Origin of the sequence: Candidatus Brocadia sinica JPN1 (genome assembly GCF_000949635.1) — a bacterium.
GTDB classification, from domain to species: domain Bacteria; phylum Planctomycetota; class Brocadiia; order Brocadiales; family Brocadiaceae; genus Brocadia; species Brocadia sinica.
The window spans coordinates 3185311-3205110 of record NZ_BAFN01000001.1; the positions used below are offsets into that span (position 1 = coordinate 3185311).

Consider the following 19800-nt stretch of genomic DNA (forward strand, 5'->3'; position numbering starts at 1 on the left):
TCTATCCATTGGCATTTCTATTGCAAGTTGGATCAACTTATTAGTGATTATTCTTAACTCGAATGTAAACAAATTATGAATTGATTATCATAAATTGATGTAATTATAGGCAAATCATTCAGTTACACGTCTTAAATAGTGTAAAGTTTGCGATTCAATAAAATTAAAACTAACCTGGGAGCATAACAACTTGTCTAATATCCTGGATAAAAATTCTAAAAAGGAGGAAAGATTATGGGTGCGGCAAATAAATTTAAAACATTTCATGGTTTGACAGGGGTTGTTGCCCTGCTCGCGATGTTTTGCCTTCCACAATTGGATTCGTCTGTTTTTGCAGCGTGTGCGAAAGAAGACGATTGCCTTTCGTGTCACACTTCACAGGAATTGAGAAAGGAACATAAGAATTGTGAATATTTGAAGCAGGGCTGTCTTGTGTGCCATACAACGCCAGTGGCCCCGCCTGATTACAGAAAGATGGGAGAAGCACCTGGTGCGTGTCCGCAAGGAGATATACGCTCCGGGATGAAGGAGCCAGGGTTTGCGGGAATTACTTCAGAAGTGCATCTTGGACATGAAGATTGGGAGAAGATGCAACGTGCGGTCCATGAGACAATTGAGAGTCATCTTGTGGGAAGGAAGTTTCTTGGAGTTTACGGCCCCCTCGGGACAGGTGCCCAATGTGTTCCTCTGGATACCTACGGTATTCCTTCCTGGGCCAGTGTTGATATGCTCGGTGAGGGCAATGAAGCCATTCACTCTTTAAAGAGAGATATTGCCCATATACCTCTTATTTACAAAGACTTTTGGCTCTTCTGGCGGGATATAGAGGCCAGCAAAAAATGCGAGATACCGTTGGATGTAAGTGCGGCGATTGGTGCGGCTGTTGCTGCCGCTGTCAGGGAGGACGATCTTATATTTAATGGTTGCCCAGAGATGAATATGGCAGGACTTTTGAATGCTCCTGGGAGGAATATCCTGAAGCTCGGTGACTGGTCGGTGATAGGAAATGGTTTTCAGGATGTCGTATCGGCTGTGGAGAAACTGAGAAGCGCCGGTTTTCTTCCCCCTTATGCCCTTGTAGTAAACCCAAGGCTTTATGCCCTCCTCCATAAGGTTTATGAGCGTACAGGAAAATTAGAAATAGACGGTGTAAAAGAGCTGGTGAAAGGTGGTGTATATCAAAGTCCTGTACTGAAAAAGGACGTTGCGCTCGTAGTAGCAACGGGGAGGCAGAACCTGGATCTGGCCGTAGGAACAAATTATACAGTAGAGTATTGGGGTCCCCAGGATTTGAATCACCGATTCAGAGTTGTAGGGAGTTCGGCGCTCAGAATTAAATGCCCTCAAGCCATCTGCACAGTGGAGTAAGTCATGTTTGTTAAGTTAGGGACTTACTTAATAGTAGTGTTTGCACTCCTTTCCCTCTGGTTTCGATATGGATACGCTGAGATTCCCTGCCTTGCTGGAAAGGATGGAATCGTTGACCTGGAGATGGAGGCCAGGCCTGTAGCGATAGAACTCAGACCCGGGATATTCTTTGATGGCTGGGGGTATTGTCTGAAGGGAGAAAAACCCACCGTACCGGGTCCCACCATCAAGGTGAGAGAAGGGACAAAGATCAGAATCCATCTCACCAATAAGCTAACCGTTCCTGCCTCCGTGCATCCACATGGAGTAAAATATACCGTAGCCAATGATGGCGCCCATATTGCAGGAAATCCCACGAGTATCGTGGAGCCAGGGAATTCAAGAACCTTTGAATGGGACACCACAGGTACACCGGGTACGTGGTTTTATCATACCCACGCATTTGAAAAAGGAGGAGAAGAGGGATTATATAGGGGATTATGGGGCGCACTCATTGTAGAACCGAAAGGGGGTGACGCTAACCCTCCAGACAAAGAGTTTGTCGTCTTCATGCATACATTTCATGTCAATGGGCAGGAATATGAAACCTTTAATGACAAATCAGGGGATATGGAGTTTATGAAAGGGGACAGTTCCGCCTTCCCTGGTCTGCTCTGGAAGGCAAAGATGGGAGAGAAGGTACGGTTTCATCTCATAAATTCTGCAGAGGAGGAGCATACCTTTCACACCCACGGCCACCGCTGGGTAGATCGGGCCAGTGGGCAGCTTATCGATAACATCGGTCTGGTACCGTTTACTTCCTATGTCCTAGATTTTATTGCCGGTGAAGATGTCGGACCAGGCAACTGGGCGTTTCACTGTCACTTCCATGAGCACATGATGAATGGCATGTTTGGGATTTTCGTGGTGGAAAAGGGAGAGCCAAAAATAACGATGAAGGGAACGTCTTCCCCTTCTGGGGGGGGCAGGAATATCCCCCGGGCTCAAGCGCTCCCTGAGTTCCCCATTCCGCCAGTCGAGGCGGGGAGTGGAATCGCATTTCAAGCGCCTCCTTCTGAAAGTCCCCCTCCTACCCTTGAAACGTTACCGGGGTCTTTGACATACCAGGATCCATTATTGAAAAGCCTGTATGAAGAGTTTGTCGGACTAAGCCAGGGTGACGGCCCCTGGGGCGAATTTTATAAACCGATCCCTTTGTACACCTATTTTAATCCAGCCAGACATTATCTTCCGCCTGATAGCCAGGATTATAAAAGGCTCCTGGAAAAGTACAGACCTGACCAGTGTGTTGAATGCCACGAGGAATCCTCGCCTGGCATTGTGAATGAGTGGAAGGTGTCCAATCATGCCAATCCCAGGAAGAACCCGGAAGTCGCCGCAGAGACCCGGGAAATCGAGGAACTGATCGGTAAGGAACTGAACAACTGGAAGCCGGGGACAAAGGATGGTGTTTACTGCTCCTATTGTCATGGTGATGATCATGAGAATCTTTTTATGCCAACAGTCGATAATTCATGTGGCGCATGCCATCCGAAACAGGCACAGGAGTTTGCAAAAGGGAGGGAGTATGGAAAACCGAGCCATCCTCACAGCTGGGAGGGAAGTGTATCCGTTCCGTGGTATGTTGAACTTTATAGACGTGGTGAAGGGTACTCTATGGTGGGATGTGACCAGTGTCATCAGAATATGTCATCATGCGACGACTGCCACAGCCGGCATCGCTTTTCGGCTGCTGAGGCACGCCGTCCCGAGGCATGTTCAGGCTGTCATATGGGGCCAGACCACCCTGACTGGGAGAGTTACGAACATTCCAAATGGGGTGTGATATATCATACGACCGGAGAACTGTGGGATTGGGAAAAGAATCTCTCTGATGTGATCCCCGGTAAAGATTACCTTGCCCCGACCTGCCAGTACTGCCATATGTATGTGGGTGATGGGCGGTGGGAGATGAATGTAGAAACCAAGGGCATATGGCGCATGGGTGTCATTCCTCCCAAAGAAGTAGAGTTTAAATCCGGACTGAAGGATTTTCCGTATGGCATAAAAATACCACCCATGGATAAGAAACTTGAAATATACTCAGCAGAAAGCAAGGAGAAACGCCGCCAGTGGATAGAAATGTGTGCAAGGTGTCATAGCATCAGGTTTTCTGATATGTGGCTTGATTCTCTGGATCAATACATGTTTGAATCATGGCGGAGGATTGATGAGGCACAGCTCATTGTGGAAGAGCTCTTTGCCAAAGATATGGTTAAACCGTCTCCGGAGGAAAGACCACCGTTTCCCTTAAGTGATTTAATCGTCAAGGTGCTTGGTCCAGAGAAATTAGGTACCGAAGTTTATAGCCTTTTTAAAAAGACCAGTGGCCACTTGCCGGTTCTTGGTCCGGTTCTTGGCGCCTATGCCATATTTACCCGGAACGACGGGAATCCAAGTGGTGTAGAACGGGAGTATGTGGAAATGTGGTTCTGGAACCACCTGCAGGGATACAAGGGCACCGCCCATGCCCAGCAGGACATCAGCTGGTGGTGGGGCACTGCCAAAACGATGGGCAATGTGACCCGTATCCGGGACGAAGCGTTGAAATTACAGCGTTTAAAGAACATTGAAGATGCAGTAAAAAAATAAACCACAGGATCACCCGGTACAGCATAGCTACAACCAAATCCCCCTTGAAAAGGGTAACAACCCCCTGAATTCCCCTTTGCTAAGGGGGACTAACTTGATAGTATAGGAATTTTCATTTTTTTAATGCGGGTTTGTGGAAAGGCGGCCTGTCTGCCCTGCCGGCACAAACAGGGAATGGGAGGGTTGAGCTTTGCTTTCTCTTCGAGTTGTACCTCAACCCAATTTACCAATGTTGAAATTATCCGATGAAGAACCCACCCCTTACCCCTCCCGAGAGGGGATTTCATTTATTCCCCTCTTGGGAGGGGCAGGGGTGGGTAAATAATAAATGAACACAGAGGTACAAATTGTGTCATATCTTGTGGGAGAAAAGAGTCCGCAGCAGGCGATAAGTTCACGTACAAGAAATTTCAAAGTTATACAGGTAGGAGCCGTCTCCTGTTGGCGACTTGTGGCGCTTGCAAGCCGTTGTGAATTACCAATCGCCGTCAGGAGACGGCTCCTACCTTTTTCTCCCAAAAAGTCGCCGAAGATAAGGAATTCAAAGTCGCGATTGTAGTGCGAACTTCAGTTCGCTTATCGATGCGAACTAATTTATTGGGGTTTTTCAAAAACTAAATTGTTACCAAAAGTAAATGCAGTAATTCCTGGTAGCTGCAGAAATTCTGAAATGACAAGGTTTTTCATTGGCAGCATTTTTCATAAAGGATATGATGCGAAAAAAGCGAATTAGCTAACTGGTTTTTTTGTTCATCGTTGGATTAAGCGGAGCGAACCTATCAATAATGTCTTAGGGAGCATGCCCCATGACCAAATGGACAACAAATGGTCTGTTTCCGTTCTTCTTGTCATCAGGCATTTTACTCCTAAGCGTCGTTCCTTTTATTTCACCCAAAATTCTCGCCGAAGGCACAGACACGTCCTCAACTTTGATATTGGGAACAACCCGGTCAGTTGAAACCACCTCCAGCAAAAAGGAGAAACATACACGTGATGTGGAGGCTGCCGTTGCGGAAGAACTCGTAACCGAAGCCATCTGGTTTGGATTTGGGGAGGAAGTAGCAATTGCTACAAGACACGAAAGCCCCATCGGCAAGGCTCCCAGCATTGTTACCGTAATTACCGTCCGGGACATTAAGAATTTGGGGTATCGCACCTTTGTAGAAATTTTAAGGACGGTACCGGGATTTGAAATTTTAAAGGATGATTCCTTTGGGGCTGTAGTCCCCAACGTGCGGGGACTAATAGGTTCAGAGAAAATACGGGTGATGCTTAATGGACATCTCGTAAATAATCCTTTCAGCGGCGGGGGCATTTACTTTATTTGACGATTTCCCCCTGGAAAATATAAAAAAGATAGAAATCATCCGTGGCCCGGGTTCCGCTGTTTATGGTGAAAATGCGTTTTTAGCGGTCGTAAATATTATTACGATAGATGCGAAGGATATTGACGGCGTAAAGCTGAGTAGTGGTTACGGGAGTTTCGATACGTACGAGGAAAATGTTGTGTTTGGTAAGACATGCGGCAAGGTCGAGTTCTCCGGGATGGCCCGTTACAGGCAGACCACCGGTTTTGATGGTATTGTCGAGAGGGATAGACAAACAATAAATGATAACATCAGTTCTTCTTTACCTCCTCCTTTCAATTTCCCGGCAGCCTCCCAGGCTCCGGGAAGGGTGCATGACGGGAGGCAGGAATACGACCTGAACCTAAGAGTTACATACAAAGATTTCTACGTTGAGGGGTTATACATTAATAAAAATAAGGGACCTTTTATCGGTCCTCAATTTGCTCTGAATGACGAGTCTGATGTGGAAACTAACTATGTCTTTGTTGATGCCGGGTACAGGAAAACCTTTGAGGAAAGATTTACCGTAAAACCCAGGGTCTATTATGATCAATTTGATGACAATATTTACATTGAATCATTACCGGAGGGTGGAACTCTGGATAGGAACGGTGACGGATTCCCCGATACTCGTTATCCCGATGGACTTATTGGAAACGGCAAGGTGATTGAGAAGATTGTCGGTACAGAGATTCCCTTTGATTATAAATTGTTCGATGGAAATATCATTACCCTGGGACTGGAATATCGTTTGATCAATCAAACCAATGTCCATTTTTTGAGCAATTTTCATCCAGTAACACTGGAGCCTCTGGATTCTATCCAGAATTTTTCGGATTCTTATCCCTTTTTGGAAGAAGCTACACGAAGGATATGGTTGGTTTATCTGCAGGATACCTGGGACATTACTGATACCTTACACCTCACCCTGGGGGGCAAGGCATGATCAATACAGTGATTTTGGCGGTGCGACCAGTCCACGTTCGGGTTTAACATGGGCATTTATGAAGAACGCATCACTAAAACTGCTTTACGGAGAGGCCTTTCGCCCACCTAATTTTCAAGAGATGTTTACCACCAACCAGCCTGCTATTGAGGGAAATAAGGATTTAGATCCTGAAACGATTCGAACATACGAGGTTGGATTAAGTTACCAGTTTAACAAACATGTTACCAGCAGTGTTAATTATTTCTATAATGACATCGAGGACCTCATTGTCTTACGTACTGCTGAATCTGCTAATGAACCCGCACGTTTTGAAAATTTTGGGGATGCCCATGTCCAGGGTGTTGAGATGGAGACCAGGGTGGATATAACAAAAGATAATTATGTCTTTATGAATTATACCTTCCAAAATCCGGAAGATAATCACGGAAACGATCTGCCATCCGTTGCTCAGCACAAGGGCAATTTTGGTATGAACGTGCATTATTGGAAGTATATCAATACCAACCTGAGCACCTTCGTCAGCGGGACCCGTTCCCGGAAAGATGATAACCCCAGGGACGACTTGCCGGCTTATGCACTGCTTAATCTTTCGATCATTGCAAAAGAGTTCTTTAAGACCATGGAGGTGCAGGGGACGGTGTTTAACCTGCTCGACAAGGACTATAGCGACCCGGGGCCCATGGCTATACCGGACGATCTCCCCAGACCCGGACGAACATTTTTTGTTGGATTGAGCTATCAGTTTTAACACACACGAAAAATCCTCTTTCAATTCTTTATCGAACGTCCTGTATATACCCTGCTTAACTCTCTCATACCTTTGGCTATATTTCCCCTAAAAATTTCAATAATTGCGTGATAGTAATATTTGTAAGGTAGTACAGTTTCTTCATTTTCCTCCGCTGGTTCAATCGTCCCCGATTGAACCGAAACAGCCCGATGAATTGTTTCTTGTAATTTCAAGGAGAGGGCTGTATTATAAAATCTTTATTTTTGTCGCGATTATCAAAGATAATAAGTGTGAAATCGACAAAATCCAATGAGGATCTGGTGTGGAAAAGACAGAGACAGACGAAGTAACAAGTGAAATTGAAAATATCCGGATGTCATTAGGTGCACATCTGGAAGAGTTGCGGCGGCGGGTTGTCTATTCCATTATCGCCATTGTTTTTTGTTTCATATTGTGCTGGTTTTTCAAGGTACAGATACTGGATATGGCGAAAAGACCCCATAAGTTTGCCATGGAAAAGGTCGGTTTGTCAACTGAGTTGCAGGTACTCAGTTACCAGGAGGGTTTCTATGCCTACATGAAGCTGTGTTTTATAACATCAGTTTTCCTGGCCTATCCGTTTGTCATTTATCAGATATGGAAATTTGTGAGCGTAGGACTCTATAAAAGAGAGCAGAGGTATGTGCTTTTATTTCTCCCAGTCTCGTATGTGGCATTTGTGGTGGGGGGGCTTTTCGGGTATTTTTTGCTCATCCCTTTTGGTCTGCAATTCCTGATCGGTATCCTTGGTCCGGGTATTCAACCCATCATCACCATGAAGGATTACGTCTCATTTGTTTTCCTGCTGACCGTGGCGTTGGGATTGGTATTCCAGTTACCGCTCGTTATGCTGCTCCTTTCCAGGATCGGATTTGTTACACCGGATAAGTTTATAAAGTGGCGAAAGTATGCCATTCTGGTAATATTCATTATTGCCGCCATTGTCACGCCACCGGACCCTTTTACGCAGACCATGACAGCCGTTCCCATGATCGTCCTCTATGAGTTGGGAATACTTATTGCCAGACCCACACGAAAGGGATTTGTCTACTTAGGTTCGATTGTTGGGTGTGGATCGTTACTCGTAGTTGCAGTATTTTTTTATTTGACGCATAAGGGCGGAGAAATCAATCTGGTACAAACACATGGTGAAATTCATTTTTTGTATCCGGAAGGTAAGGAATGGAATAAAGTATCAAACCATACCAGTTTCCAGAGTGGTATTACCCTAAAAACCGGTAGCGAGGGAAGGACTGCCTTATCCACAAAGAAAGGTATCGATCTGGGTATGGACTCAAATACCGAAGTGCATTTTATCGACCCGTTGAAAATACAGCTGAAATCCGGGCAAGTCCTCATTTCTGTAAAGGAATCAGAAGTGCCATTAGAAATTGATACCCCGAACGGACGGATTAAAACAAATAAGGGCACTTTGAATATCCAGGCAAGGGATTTTGTTACCATCGTGACGGCTGTAAAGGGTGAGGCTACATTATTATTAGAGGGCGAAGAGAAAAAGTTACTGGAAGGACGGCAACACAAAATGACCATTGGCGGCGAACCCGTTGACATCGGGTCTGTCATTAATTGGTCTGAAGGTGTATTGATCGAACCGAAAGAAATGAAGTAGTGCTTGCCAGCTTTAAAGAAGTACGATTTACGAACTATGATGTGAGATTTCGCCGTGAACGTTCAGCCGAACGATTTTAAAAATCAACATTAAAGTGTCATAAGTATGGTTTTTAGATACTCAATTTTTATTATTCCTTCTTTAATACCGACATTTACTTTTTTATTTTCCTCAATGGGGCAGATACATACCTCTTTACCCTTGACACTCATAACGGAAGACACCTTCGAATAGTCGCTGTATAGTATTGAAAAATCGCAGGAAATCGACCTCCAGGAAATAACCTTTATTGATCCCTATGGTATGGTTGGCCTTCTCGGGTTGGGAGAACTTCTTAAAAAAGGTAATGTTCAAAAAACCCTGCGTCTTCCAAAATCAGAAGAAGTCATCAAATACCTTGAACGGGCGGATTTCTTCAGATTTGCTGGTGATTATTTCGCGCTTAAGCCGTCGAAACCGCAGATAACAGAAAAATATCTGAGGGGTTTTCATTGAAATATGACCTTGGTGCCATTGAAAAGGCCTTGCGTCACGGCGTGTTACGACATGCTGAAAAAGGAAGAGGTCACGGCCTTACCGCCGTAAGGCGTTTTGTCAATCAATGGAACGGCAAACGCTCCATCCGCTCGGGAACTGCAAAACTCTCCATAATTCCTCAATGGGCTTGGGGGAAAGAGAGAGAACTCAATCTCACCCATTTCCCTGGTGTTCAGATCAGCATCCTTCTGCCGGAAATGTAACTGATGATTGACTTTTAGATAAGTAAAACTATAATTCAGGTAATATTAACTATAGAGGCAAGATTATGGCAACGATAACGAAAAAGGAACAAATAACAATACCCAAACCATTCAGATAAAATTGCTCTAAATTATGATTTGCAAAAAATTGGGAAGACATCCAAGTCAACTGCAGATTTTTCTGTTCAAGAAGCTGTTCACATACATTTTATCATTGATAGTGCTGATAATAGTGTTGTCCTCGTCACTTTATGCTCAACACATTGCACGCCGATTGGGTCATCCCACCACACGTTTTGCCGACCCAATCCACACACCGGAGGATCTGCGTAATCGGTTTTCCTCGGAAGAGCTCAGGGCCGATATTGCTGTTATTGTAAGCCTATGCGACGGCTGGCAGGGCGACATTGAGGATTTTTACCTCGCTGCAGCAACCGCGCCGATTACACCATTGCAGATACCCATCGGTGCCCGTTTGCCGGCTATGTCCGCACGCAAGAACGGCGAATTAATTCTGCACCGTGATGTACTTTGGATGGGCAATGAGCCGATCGACGCATATGAATTCTCTTTTTATTCAAAAGGCCGTCGTTACCGTTGTGTAACGCCTAAGCTCTGTTGCAATTTCTGGGTCGAAGACCTTGGCCCGGACCAGCGCGCTCCTGTCCTGATAATCGAGTGCAACGCGCCGGACGCTGTTACTGTTAACCGTCCGGTGAAAGTTTGTCTGACGGTAAAGAATATCGGTGATGCACCGGACGAGTTGGTCACCGTAAAGCTACCGGTCCCCAGAGGTGCGATATTTGTCAGATCAACCGGCGAAACCAACGCAGCTGCGCGTCGCGTGGTCTGGCGCATCTCCAATCTTGTACCCGGGTCAAGCAAACAACTCTGCGCAAACTTCAATGTGCAGCAATCCGGTTCCCTGACGTTTGAATCCTCCGCACGTGGAGTTGTCGCCCAGCCGGTGGAAACATGGTGCGCACCCGCGTCTCAGGCATACCGGCGGTTCTTTTTGAAGTTATTGACCTTGAGGACCCCATTGAAGTTGGCCATCAAGACACCTACGAACTTCGTGTGATCAATCAAGGTTCGACCACGCTCACCAACGTAAAAATCGTTTGCACACTCGAACCCAGCCAGCAGTTCGTGTCGTGCGTCGGCGCAACGAATGGCCAAGCGCAAGGAAATACCATTGTAACGGATCCTCTGGCCACGCTATCCCCGAAGGATACGGCCAAATGGCAAATTGTTGTCAAGTCCATTGCATCCGGAGATGTGCGCTTTACTGCTGAACTTGGGAGCGATCAATTCCAACGCCCCATAAAAGAAACCGAAGCAACCCGGCAATACTAAACTGCTACCGGTTTGCAGGGGGATACGGGTAAATTTGCGTTCATTTTGAAGAAATAGATAAGATATTAAAAGAATTAAAAAAGAATAGAAGTGAAGTTGTCTGGGATGCAATAACGAAAATGGACAATACTTACAGGAGGCAGTAAGCTATAGAAAAGGGCAGAAAAGATTAAAAAGATTCGGCGTGATTTCTGGATAGAAGCCGGGGAGACCGAAGCTCTCTGGTTGGCGAGAAGACTTGATTGTGCAATGGCAGTAGATGACGGACCAACAATAAAGGCGTGTAAGGTTATTGACCAGAGATTCACGACCGCGATTCATTTTTTGTTTTACTGTTTGCTGTCCGTTTAGAAAGCCCTTTCCCCAAAAACGGATCCAAAACGTTTATTAAATGATTCGGGGGTAAAATGAAAATTTTGGGGCCCATATACTTCTACGCAATAGGCAGCACAAACGGCCCCTATTTTCGCGGCATGAACGACATTATTTTTTGATACCATGAGCCCCTTGATTAACCCAGCCCTGTAAGCATCACCGGCCCCGGTAGGGTCATTTATCTGTTCCGCCTTGGCAACGGGAATATCAATGCTTCTGATTTTGTTATTTTCTTTAACCATGATAACGGAACCAAATTCTCCTTTTGTTACGATGAGTGTTTTGGTCTTTTCTAAAATATCGTCGATCGACATGGAGGTTTTTTCCTGAATTAACTGCTGCTCATAGTCATTACAGATCAGGATTTTTGAACCATGTATCATCTCCGTCAAAAGCTCTTGTGTCCAGGCAGGAAGGGATTGCCCGGGATCAAATATGTAATCAATCCCTTTCTTTTTATAGAGAGTTGAAAAATTAACCATGTCGCCCAGATTTCCCGGTGCAACTATCGCAAGGGTCTTTTCGGGTATCACGAAATCAAAATTAACTTCGGAATTGAATTTCATCGCGCCGGGATTAAATGCGGTTATCTGATTGTCTGATTGATCAGTCGTTATATATGCACCGGCAGTGAGTTCCGTATTGATAATTTTAATGTGCTCTGTGGAAATTTTATTCTTTTTTAGCCAGTTTCTGTAAGGTTCAAAGTCGCGTCCTCCGGTGGCTATTATGGTTGGATCTTCACCAAGCAGCGAAAGTGCGTAAGCAATATTGCCGGCTGTGCCTCCAAAATTCTCCATTAAACCGTTTATCATAAAACATACGTTGAGCATGTGAATCTTGTCTGGAAGTATGTGGTCAGAAAATTTTCCCGGAAAGTCCATAATCCTGTCGTAAGCCAATGAGCCGGAAACAAGAATGTTCATTTAGTCCCTCCTTCTTAGACTAATAAATCTTTGATATTAAATTAGGTTTTGTTTTGCTCTGCAAAACAAAACGACATTACCTTTTTCTGTTATTCCTGTGTAAACGGGAATCCAGATAAAAAGCGTCGGGATTCCCACTTTCGTGGGAATGACATGATAAGAACAATCTACTTTAAAATTCCTTAGCATCAAGTCAGTACTACCAGCGTAGCTAGTGGCTCACTAGCCCTAAAAGGGCATTGTTACTGGTGTCCCTTAAGGGATACTCTCCGCTTTATTTTTTAATCTGGAATGCTCTCCATTTGCACGGTTATTAATGTACAATATACCTCTGTGCCAATAATAGTTGGACACTTTCCCATATATAGTTTAGTGTAGGGTGGGAAGGAGAAGATCTATGAAAAATAGTAGTCCAATAAGTCTAAAAACAGATAACCTGTCTGTGGAAACGGGAGGAGCCCGCAGGGCGACTGGAGTTTCCACAGACAGTGCAACCCAACCTGGTCATTTTCCTGATCCTGAGGTAACAGAGAAGGCTGTTCGCCGGAAATTCACCGCAGCATATAAACTCCGCATTCTTCAAGAGGCGGAGACATGTGCTACACAGGGTCAAATTGGGGCGCTTTTACGCCGTGAAGGACTCTACTCGTCCAATCTCACCACATGGCGTTGTCAACAGGAGAAAGGCGCCCTGGAATCGCTTTCCCCAAAACATCGCGGCTCAAAGGCGAAAAATATCGACCCCTCCGATCGTCGTATTGCTGAACTGGAAAAAGAAAACCGTCAACTTAAAGAGAAACTCAAACAGGCAGAAACTATTATTGACGTCCAAAAAAAACTCTCGGAAATACTTCGGAGACCACTGGGTACAACAGGAGAGAAGATATGATGCGCGCCGCCGAATCTCTTGCTCAACATGTGTGCATCAAAAAGGCCTGCAAGGCACTGGGTATCCCAAGAGCGAGTTATTATTACTACCAAAAGTGCAAAAAAGACCTTTCTTGCAAAAGGGTATCTTCGACGCCTCCACTGGCATTGTCAGAGCAGGAACAGCAATCGGTTCTTGATATCTTCCATAGCGAACGCTTTCTTGATAAGGCCCCGCATGAGATGTATGCAACTTTGCTTGATGAAGGAACCTACCTGTGTTCCACGAGAACCATGTACCGTATCCTGAAAAAACATGGTGAAGTACGTGAAAGAAGAAACCAGGCGCTCAGACCCAATTACCAGAAGCCGGAGCTTCTGGCAACGGCTTCTAATCAGGTATGGTCATGGGATATAACAAAACTCAGAGGACCTGCAAAGCGGACATATTTCTATCTCTATGTCATTCTCGACATCTTCAGCCGTTATGTGGTCGGATAGATGGTTGCGCACCGTGAACAGGCCATATTGGCACAACGGCTTATCGCTGATACCTGTAAAAAACAGGCTATCAAGCCTGAACAACTGGTGATCCACGCTGATCGCGGCCCAAGCATGACATCCAAGCCTGTGGCGTTTCTTCTGTCTGATCTGGGAATAACAAAAAGCCATTCTCGTCCTTACGTCAGTAACGACAACCCCCTACTCGGAGTCACATTTAAAACCCTCAATTACGGGCCGGATTTTCCGGATAATTTCGGCTCAATTGAGGATGCCAGGGTCTTTTGTAAGAACTTCTTTACCTGGTACAATAGAGGACATCATCATTCCGGCATCGGACTTTTGAAACCGGAAGACGTCCACTATGGACGTACGGACCAAATTATGAAAGAATGGAGTCTTGTCTTAAAAACCGCCTTTGAAAATCACCCTGAACGATTCAGAGGTATACCGCCATGTATGCCTATGGCTGCCTGGATTAATCAACCAAAACAAGATTAGACTCTGCCTTTAGAGTCTAAATTATTTAAAAAAGTGTCTAATTTTCATTGACATATTCCAAATTGGTTCCATTTTAATGTCTCCTTTCTCTAGAAAGTCTCCAATAAAAAATCGCACAATATTCCACAGAGAATTAAAAAGGAAAATTTAACAGGAAAAGACTATTTACAGAAATTGGTGACACATTGGCGACGGTATTTTCGAATGTTGAAAAGTTGTAAGTATCTGTAAATTAAAATGTTAAAAAATGCCGAAGCAGGGAGTTGAACCCTGACCCCGTTGCCGGGACTAGACCCTGAATCTAGCGCGTCTGCCAATTCCGCCACTTCGGCTGATAAGAAATCGAGAGCAATGATTTTAAAGAATAAAAATAGTCAAGTCAATGGAATTTTAATAAATTGACCTTGCATTACTGTTGACAATCTGTTACGATTCCCCATTATTTTTGGTTATTTGACAATTATTTATTTGGTAGTATAAAATGGAAATTATTGCCAAGAACAGAAAAGCGTATTTCCAATATGAAATTCTGGAAAAGTTTGAGGCGGGCATTGTGCTTACAGGAACAGAAGTCAAATCGATCCGGAATAAGGATGTAAGTATCAATGAAAGCTTTGCTCACATTGATAATGGAGAAGTTTTTATTCACGAAATGCATATTGGACAATATAAACAGGGGAATAGACAAAATCACGAGCCGAAAAGGGTTAGAAAACTGCTTTTACACAAAAGAGAAATCAGTAAGATAATCGGGAAGGTTACACAAAAGGGATATACGATGGTTCCACTATCTTTATATTTTAAGGAAGGTATAGTAAAGGTGGAACTTGCCCTTGTGAGAGGCAAGACGACTATTGATAAACGTGAGGATATTAAAAAACGCACCATAGAGAGGGAAATCCAGAGAGCCATGAGATAATTTTGGAATTCTTTATGGCAGACCCGCAAGAGAAAGTGAAAGGGGGAATATGCCTCCTGTAAGGATATTGATTGTAGAAGATGAACGTCAGACAGTTGATGCGTTAAGGGATTTGTTTGAACAGAATGGCTACGAAACTGAAGTTGCCCTTAATAAACAAGTGGCATTAGCCATACTCCAGGAAAGGAAAATGGATCTTGCAATCATAAGCACCAAGGTCCAGGAGATTTCTGGTTTAGAAATACTGTACGAAATAAAAAAGATAATTCCAAACATACCTATTATTGTGGTCAGTGACCAAAAATCAAAACGAATTGAATCTTCTTTCATGAAAGCAGGCGCAAATGTTTTTCTTGCAAAACCTTTAGAATCATTGTTCGTCTTGCAAACGATAGAAAATTTATTAATAGCTCGATTTGCCATTGCCACACCAAAAAAAACAAAGTCGTACTCAAAAAGCAAGAAATAATTTCTTTCTCGTTCCTGTAAGATTTATGCATTGTTTCAAGTTAAATGTAAGAGTATGTTTTCAGACCTTTGCATTTTTCTTCATGTTTGGCGCAATTTTTACCGCCATTCTCGAAGCAAAAGTAATAAATCCCGGCAATCTCAACAATCGCCTCCAACTTCTTCTGTTAAAAAATCCATCTCTTAAAAATGTGTCGTACGGTATTAGCATTGTTTCCTTAAAAAAGAACTCTTCCCTCTTCAATTACCGAAGCAATGATTTATTCAGTGTTGCTTCCAATATGAAACTTCTTACCACTTCAGCAGCCCTGGACTATCTGGGACCAGATTTTGAGTATAAAACAATTATTAAAACCAATGGTAGAATAGCGACCTCAGGGGAACTGAACGGAGATATTATTATAAAAGGAAGTGGCGATCCGAATATTTCAGGGAGATTTTACGGAGGGAATATCTTAGCCATTCCGGAATCCTGGGCACAGGCTGTCAGAAACCGGGGTATTTGTGCAATTACGGGAGACATCATAGCGGACGACACTATATTCGATCGTATGTATGTTAATCATGATTGGCCGCAAAACCAGTTGTCGGCGTGGTATTGCGCCCCAAGCTGTGGGTTATCTTTTAATGATAATTGTGTCGATATCACGGTCATTCCGGACAAAAAACCGGGGAGAGTTGTAACACTTTTAATAGAACCGGGCACTTCGTATTTTACCATCTTTAATAGCTGTGTTTCTACAACCAACAAAAAGGAACACACGTATTCTATCCATCGGAAACCTGATACGAACCATCTGTTTGTCAAGGGAAAGTTCTGGGTCAATGCATCTCCTGAAAAGACGTGGGTGACGGTACATAATCCGGCGCTTTATCTCGCAACTGTCTTTAAGGAAATTCTCGAAAAGAACGGTATTGCAGTGCATGGGAATGTTCGATTGATTGATGAGAGTGATTCGGTTAAACCCGATTGGGAAATAATTACACAAACCACATCTACAATGGAACAGACCGTTTTCGTAACGAATAAACAGAGCCAAAACTTTTATGCCGAACAGATAATAAAAACCCTGGGAGCACAAATAAAGGGCAGAGGGACTTTAGAGGCTGGGACAGAGGTTATCCAGGAATTTATGACCAAATTAGGTTTTCAGCCTGAGGAATATCAGATTGATGATGGATGCGGTTTGTCGAAAAATAACCGGCTTTCACCCAAAATGATAACTACTCTTCTTGCATATATGAGTAAGCATCCGCACGCAAAGGTGCTGTGGGATTCTTTGCCCGCTTCAGGTACAGACGGAGGGTTACGGAGGCGAATGATTTCTCCGCGATACAAAAATAAAATACATGCAAAAACCGGCTATATTGCAAAGACATCAGCGCTTTCCGGATATATCGATGCCTCGCAGGGAGATATACTTGTCTTTTCAATTCTTGTGAACAATTTCAAAAATCTCAGTAAGGTCATGAAACTACAGGATGATATTTGCCAAACTTTAATAGATTGTTACAATTAAAAATTATATGAGTGAACATATTAAAAAAGTCTATTCTTTCTATTCATGGATTTATGATGCCTTTTTTGGAAAAATTTTCGAGCATGGAAGATACTCCGCTTTTCATATGATGAACGTAAGGCCGGACGAAACCATACTTGAAGTTGGCGTGGGAACCGGATTATCATTGCCTTTGTATCCAAAGGATACCAGGGTGGTTGGAATAGATATCAGTCAGGAGATGCTGGATAAAGCAGAGCGTAAGAAACAGTATTATAATTTATCCCATGTAAATCTCTCTACCATGGATGCGTCGTCCATGTCCTTTGCGGATAATACCTTTGATAAAGTCATTGCCTCTCATGTAATAACGGTAGTGCCTGACCCTTTGCGTACGTTAAAAGAGATAAAAAGGGTGTGCAAAAAGGAGGGGGAGATTTTTATACTGAATTATACAGGTTGCAATAACAAATTTATCTCCCGTTTTGAAAAATTCATTTCTCCATTCCGGGATAAGGTAGGTTTAGGAAAGCACATCAATCTCGATGAATTGTTACGGGATACGCATCTCAGCATACTCTGCGAGCAGCAAGTCAATTTCCTGGGGATGTGCCGGTTGATAAAATGTAAAAGCAGTCCTTTCCTGGCCTAAGTAGCTAATATTTCCTGCCCACACATATATAGTTAAATCCCAGTTTCTCCATTTCGTACGGCTCGTATATATTTCTGCCATCGATTATATTCGGATGCTTTATCAGGCGTTTGACTTTTTTTAAGTCAAGGTCTCTGAATTCATTCCATTCAGTTACGATAACCAAGGCATCGCATCCTTTCACCGCGAAATACGGATCGTCGCAGTATGTTACATCTTGTAAAATCTTTTTCGCAGTTTCCTGCGCCTCAGGATCGAATGCCTTTATCTTCGCGCCCAGCTCTTGCAGTTGTTGGATGATTAAGATGGAGGGCGCTTCCCTCATATCATCTGTCTTTGGCTTAAAAGCGAGTCCCCAAATAGCTATATTTTTGCCCTTCAACACTGGTACGAGTTTCTTGATTTTTTCGATAAGGGACCTCTTTTGCAGTTCGTTTACTTCATCCACAGCAGTTAATATTTTCGCCTCTATGCCGTTTGCTTTCATGATTTCGGCAAGGGCCTTGACATCTTTGGGAAAACACGAGCCGCCATATCCAGCGCCTGCTTGCAGGAATCTGGGGCCGATTCTGGAGTCCAATCCGATTCCTTTTGCAATGGCTTTGATGTCACCTCCCACCTTTTCGCAGAGTTGTGCCATCTCGTTCATAAAGGAAATTCTTGTTGCGAGCATTGCATTACTGGCATATTTGATGAGTTCCGCGCTACGAATGTCAGTAAACATAATGGGTTTGTCTGTCCTCGCAAGACCGCTATAGATGGACGTCATAATACGCTTTGCTTTTTCACTCTGCAACCCGATCACAATCCGGTCGGGATTCGTGAAATCCTTGATGGCTTCTCCCTCTCTCATAAATTCAGGATTAGAAACCAGATCATACTTTATCCGTTTATTCTGGAATGATTTTATCACCTTTCCAATTTTTTCTAACGTTCCTACAGGCGCCGTACTCTTGTTTACAATGACCTTGTATCCGTTCATATACTGTCCAATATTCTCGGCTACGGAAATGATAGCAGAGATGTCAGCACAATTATTAACGTCAGGAGGTGTTCCCACGGCAATAAAAATAACTTCTGAATTTTGAATCCCTTCTTTGATCTTCGTTGAAAAGGCAATCCTTTTTTCTCTGGTATTCCTATCCAGCATATCTTTTAACCCGGGTTCGTAGATAGGTATAATACCCTTTTTCAGATTGTTTATTTTGTTTTTGTCCACATCAATGCAAATTACATCATTACCCATATCTGAAAGGCATGTAGCTGCAACAAGTCCCACGTAACCACAGCCGATGCAACAAATTTTCACACAATCCTCCACAGAGAAAGTTTTCCTGGAAAATAAAAAAGCAGTAAGAAAAATGGATTAACATTAATCATTACTGCTTTTTAAAGACTTACAAAAAAACACTTTTTTGTTTACTGCAAAGGATTTTTCACGAGCTTTGTACCAAAAGCGTGTGCTGTTTTCCCGATACGATATTCACCATCCACTGCGACGGTAACTTCTTTAACCATACTATTGGTTGATACATTTTCAGGTTCACCATCACTAAGTATTACCTTGTAGGATAAAGACCAATCTTTTATGTCCTTGTCCGGATCGACAAACAAGGATCCAATTTTTTTCGACAGATCATTGACCTTTTCCGTTACAAAGATGAGCCTGATGTTATTAAGATTAACCAAACGTTCCTGATAAACCTTGGGACTTTGGTAAGCGGGCTTAAATTCGGGAATAAATTCAGCAACTCTTCCTAAAGGAATGGGAGTATCCAAAAACTTTATTGAATATTCCTTTGCACGGTACGTCTTTTTCCCTTCGGACATATCCTCGCCATAATAGAACCGATACTCGAGGTTGTGGTCGTTTCTTGTGAGATAATAGAAATCATGGATTATAACGTCGTACAAAAAGGTTGCTCTGAGCATACTTTCCTCTTCTGGCTTTACTATCATATACCGCCTGAAGGGTTCTTCTTCGCAATACAAATAGGTTGGTTTACCAAACTTTTCATTGATCTCCGCTTTCGTTGACCAGAGAAGACCGTCATCTAACGTTTCTTTTGCATGTAAAATGCTTGCAGAGAAAAGACCAGCGCTAAACAGACCTAAAAAAGACAGAACAATACTTAATTTCCTCTTCATAAATTCTCGTTCCTTCCCATTATTGCTTAATAGCCGCAAGGTTGTACCTGAATCATTACAAAACAATAAAAATAAAAAAGAAGTATATAAACAAGTAGGGTGTTTGTCAATTAATAAATTGGTGAATGATATTTTGCGTAAACATTATTCCC

At 43.4% G+C, this 19800-nt stretch carries 18 protein-coding genes, 1 tRNA gene and 1 pseudogene; 15 read left to right on the plus strand and 5 right to left on the minus strand.

Features of this window, described 5'->3' with window-relative positions; translation table 11 throughout:
* The first annotated feature begins 234 nt into the window (after positions 1–234).
* The 7 genes from BROSI_RS14475 (at position 235) to tatC (ending at position 8696) form a co-directional block, all read left to right on the plus strand.
* Positions 235–1368 (plus strand): family 1 encapsulin nanocompartment shell protein, encoded by a 1134-nt coding sequence (locus BROSI_RS14475; RefSeq protein ID WP_052564506.1) that lies wholly within the window; start codon positions 235–237, stop codon positions 1366–1368.
* Positions 1369–1371: 3 nt separating this feature from the next.
* The gene (locus BROSI_RS14480) at positions 1372–3999 is read left to right on the plus strand and encodes a multiheme c-type cytochrome (protein ID WP_052564507.1); all 2628 of its coding nucleotides are present in this window, start codon (positions 1372–1374) and stop codon (positions 3997–3999) included.
* A 328-nt stretch (positions 4000–4327) separates the two neighbouring features.
* Complete coding sequence (locus tag BROSI_RS20225) at positions 4328–4558, plus strand: hypothetical protein (protein WP_162183246.1); 231 nt, start codon at positions 4328–4330, stop codon at positions 4556–4558.
* Positions 4559–4805: 247 nt separating this feature from the next.
* Complete coding sequence (locus BROSI_RS14490) at positions 4806–5327, plus strand: TonB-dependent receptor plug domain-containing protein (protein WP_052564509.1); 522 nt, start codon at positions 4806–4808, stop codon at positions 5325–5327.
* Between the two features lie 178 nt (positions 5328–5505).
* Entirely contained in the window at positions 5506–6294 is a 789-nt protein-coding gene (locus BROSI_RS21050) for a TonB-dependent receptor domain-containing protein (RefSeq protein ID WP_052564510.1), read from the plus strand.
* Positions 6260–7045 (plus strand): TonB-dependent receptor plug domain-containing protein, encoded by a 786-nt coding sequence (locus BROSI_RS21055; RefSeq protein ID WP_261338903.1) that lies wholly within the window; start codon positions 6260–6262, stop codon positions 7043–7045. Before BROSI_RS21050 ends, BROSI_RS21055 begins: the two co-directional genes overlap by 35 nt.
* A gap of 304 nt (positions 7046–7349) precedes the next feature.
* Positions 7350–8696: a twin-arginine translocase subunit TatC gene (gene tatC, locus BROSI_RS14505; RefSeq protein ID WP_052564512.1), complete on the plus strand. Its 1347-nt coding sequence runs from the start codon at positions 7350–7352 to the stop codon at positions 8694–8696.
* Between the two features lie 89 nt (positions 8697–8785).
* On the opposite strand, the gene BROSI_RS21060 is transcribed toward tatC, so the two are convergent.
* Positions 8786–8908 (minus strand): hypothetical protein, encoded by a 123-nt coding sequence (locus BROSI_RS21060; protein WP_261338856.1) that lies wholly within the window; start codon positions 8906–8908, stop codon positions 8786–8788.
* 279 nt (positions 8909–9187) lie between these two features.
* Between BROSI_RS21060 and BROSI_RS14515 the strand changes: the two genes are divergently transcribed.
* The 3 genes from BROSI_RS14515 to BROSI_RS20855 all read left to right on the plus strand — a co-directional run bounded on the left by BROSI_RS14515 (position 9188) and on the right by BROSI_RS20855 (position 10792).
* Positions 9188–9436, plus strand: a complete 249-nt coding sequence (locus BROSI_RS14515) for a hypothetical protein (RefSeq protein WP_052564514.1) — start codon at positions 9188–9190, stop codon at positions 9434–9436.
* Positions 9437–9569: 133 nt separating this feature from the next.
* Positions 9570–10517, plus strand: coding sequence for a DUF11 domain-containing protein (locus BROSI_RS14520; RefSeq protein ID WP_052564515.1), 948 nt, complete (start codon positions 9570–9572; stop codon positions 10515–10517).
* Entirely contained in the window at positions 10412–10792 is a 381-nt protein-coding gene (locus tag BROSI_RS20855) for a DUF11 domain-containing protein (RefSeq protein ID WP_230400696.1), read from the plus strand. The genes BROSI_RS14520 and BROSI_RS20855 overlap by 106 nt, the downstream gene beginning before the upstream one ends.
* Before the next feature lie 347 nt (positions 10793–11139).
* On the opposite strand, the gene BROSI_RS14530 is transcribed toward BROSI_RS20855, so the two are convergent.
* Positions 11140–12093, minus strand: coding sequence for a carbohydrate kinase family protein (locus BROSI_RS14530; RefSeq protein ID WP_052564517.1), 954 nt, complete (start codon positions 12091–12093; stop codon positions 11140–11142).
* A gap of 511 nt (positions 12094–12604) precedes the next feature.
* Here BROSI_RS14530 and BROSI_RS14540 point away from each other — a divergent pair.
* Positions 12605–13962, plus strand: a pseudogene (locus BROSI_RS14540) (IS3 family transposase); the annotation flags it as partial.
* Between the two features lie 248 nt (positions 13963–14210).
* On the opposite strand, the gene BROSI_RS14545 reads toward BROSI_RS14540, so the two are convergent.
* A tRNA-Leu gene (locus tag BROSI_RS14545) sits at positions 14211–14294 on the minus strand.
* 149 nt (positions 14295–14443) lie between these two features.
* Between BROSI_RS14545 and smpB the strand changes: the two genes are divergently transcribed.
* The 4 genes from smpB to BROSI_RS14565 all read left to right on the plus strand — a co-directional run bounded on the left by smpB (position 14444) and on the right by BROSI_RS14565 (position 17500).
* Positions 14444–14881: an SsrA-binding protein SmpB gene (gene smpB, locus BROSI_RS14550; RefSeq protein WP_052564518.1), complete on the plus strand. Its 438-nt coding sequence runs from the start codon at positions 14444–14446 to the stop codon at positions 14879–14881.
* A gap of 49 nt (positions 14882–14930) precedes the next feature.
* Entirely contained in the window at positions 14931–15350 is a 420-nt protein-coding gene (locus BROSI_RS14555) for a response regulator (RefSeq protein ID WP_052564519.1), read from the plus strand.
* Between the two features lie 82 nt (positions 15351–15432).
* Complete coding sequence (gene dacB / locus BROSI_RS14560) at positions 15433–16869, plus strand: D-alanyl-D-alanine carboxypeptidase/D-alanyl-D-alanine endopeptidase (RefSeq protein ID WP_157842550.1); 1437 nt, start codon at positions 15433–15435, stop codon at positions 16867–16869.
* A 7-nt stretch (positions 16870–16876) separates the two neighbouring features.
* Complete coding sequence (locus BROSI_RS14565) at positions 16877–17500, plus strand: class I SAM-dependent methyltransferase (RefSeq protein WP_052564521.1); 624 nt, start codon at positions 16877–16879, stop codon at positions 17498–17500.
* Positions 17501–17504: 4 nt separating this feature from the next.
* Here the strand turns inward: BROSI_RS14565 and BROSI_RS14570 are convergent, their stop codons facing one another.
* Together BROSI_RS14570 and BROSI_RS14575 are read right to left on the minus strand one after the other, a co-directional pair.
* Positions 17505–18809, minus strand: coding sequence for a UDP-glucose dehydrogenase family protein (locus BROSI_RS14570; protein ID WP_052565867.1), 1305 nt, complete (start codon positions 18807–18809; stop codon positions 17505–17507).
* A gap of 110 nt (positions 18810–18919) precedes the next feature.
* Complete coding sequence (locus BROSI_RS14575) at positions 18920–19648, minus strand: hypothetical protein (RefSeq protein WP_052564522.1); 729 nt, start codon at positions 19646–19648, stop codon at positions 18920–18922.
* Between the last annotated feature and the right edge of the window lie 152 nt (positions 19649–19800).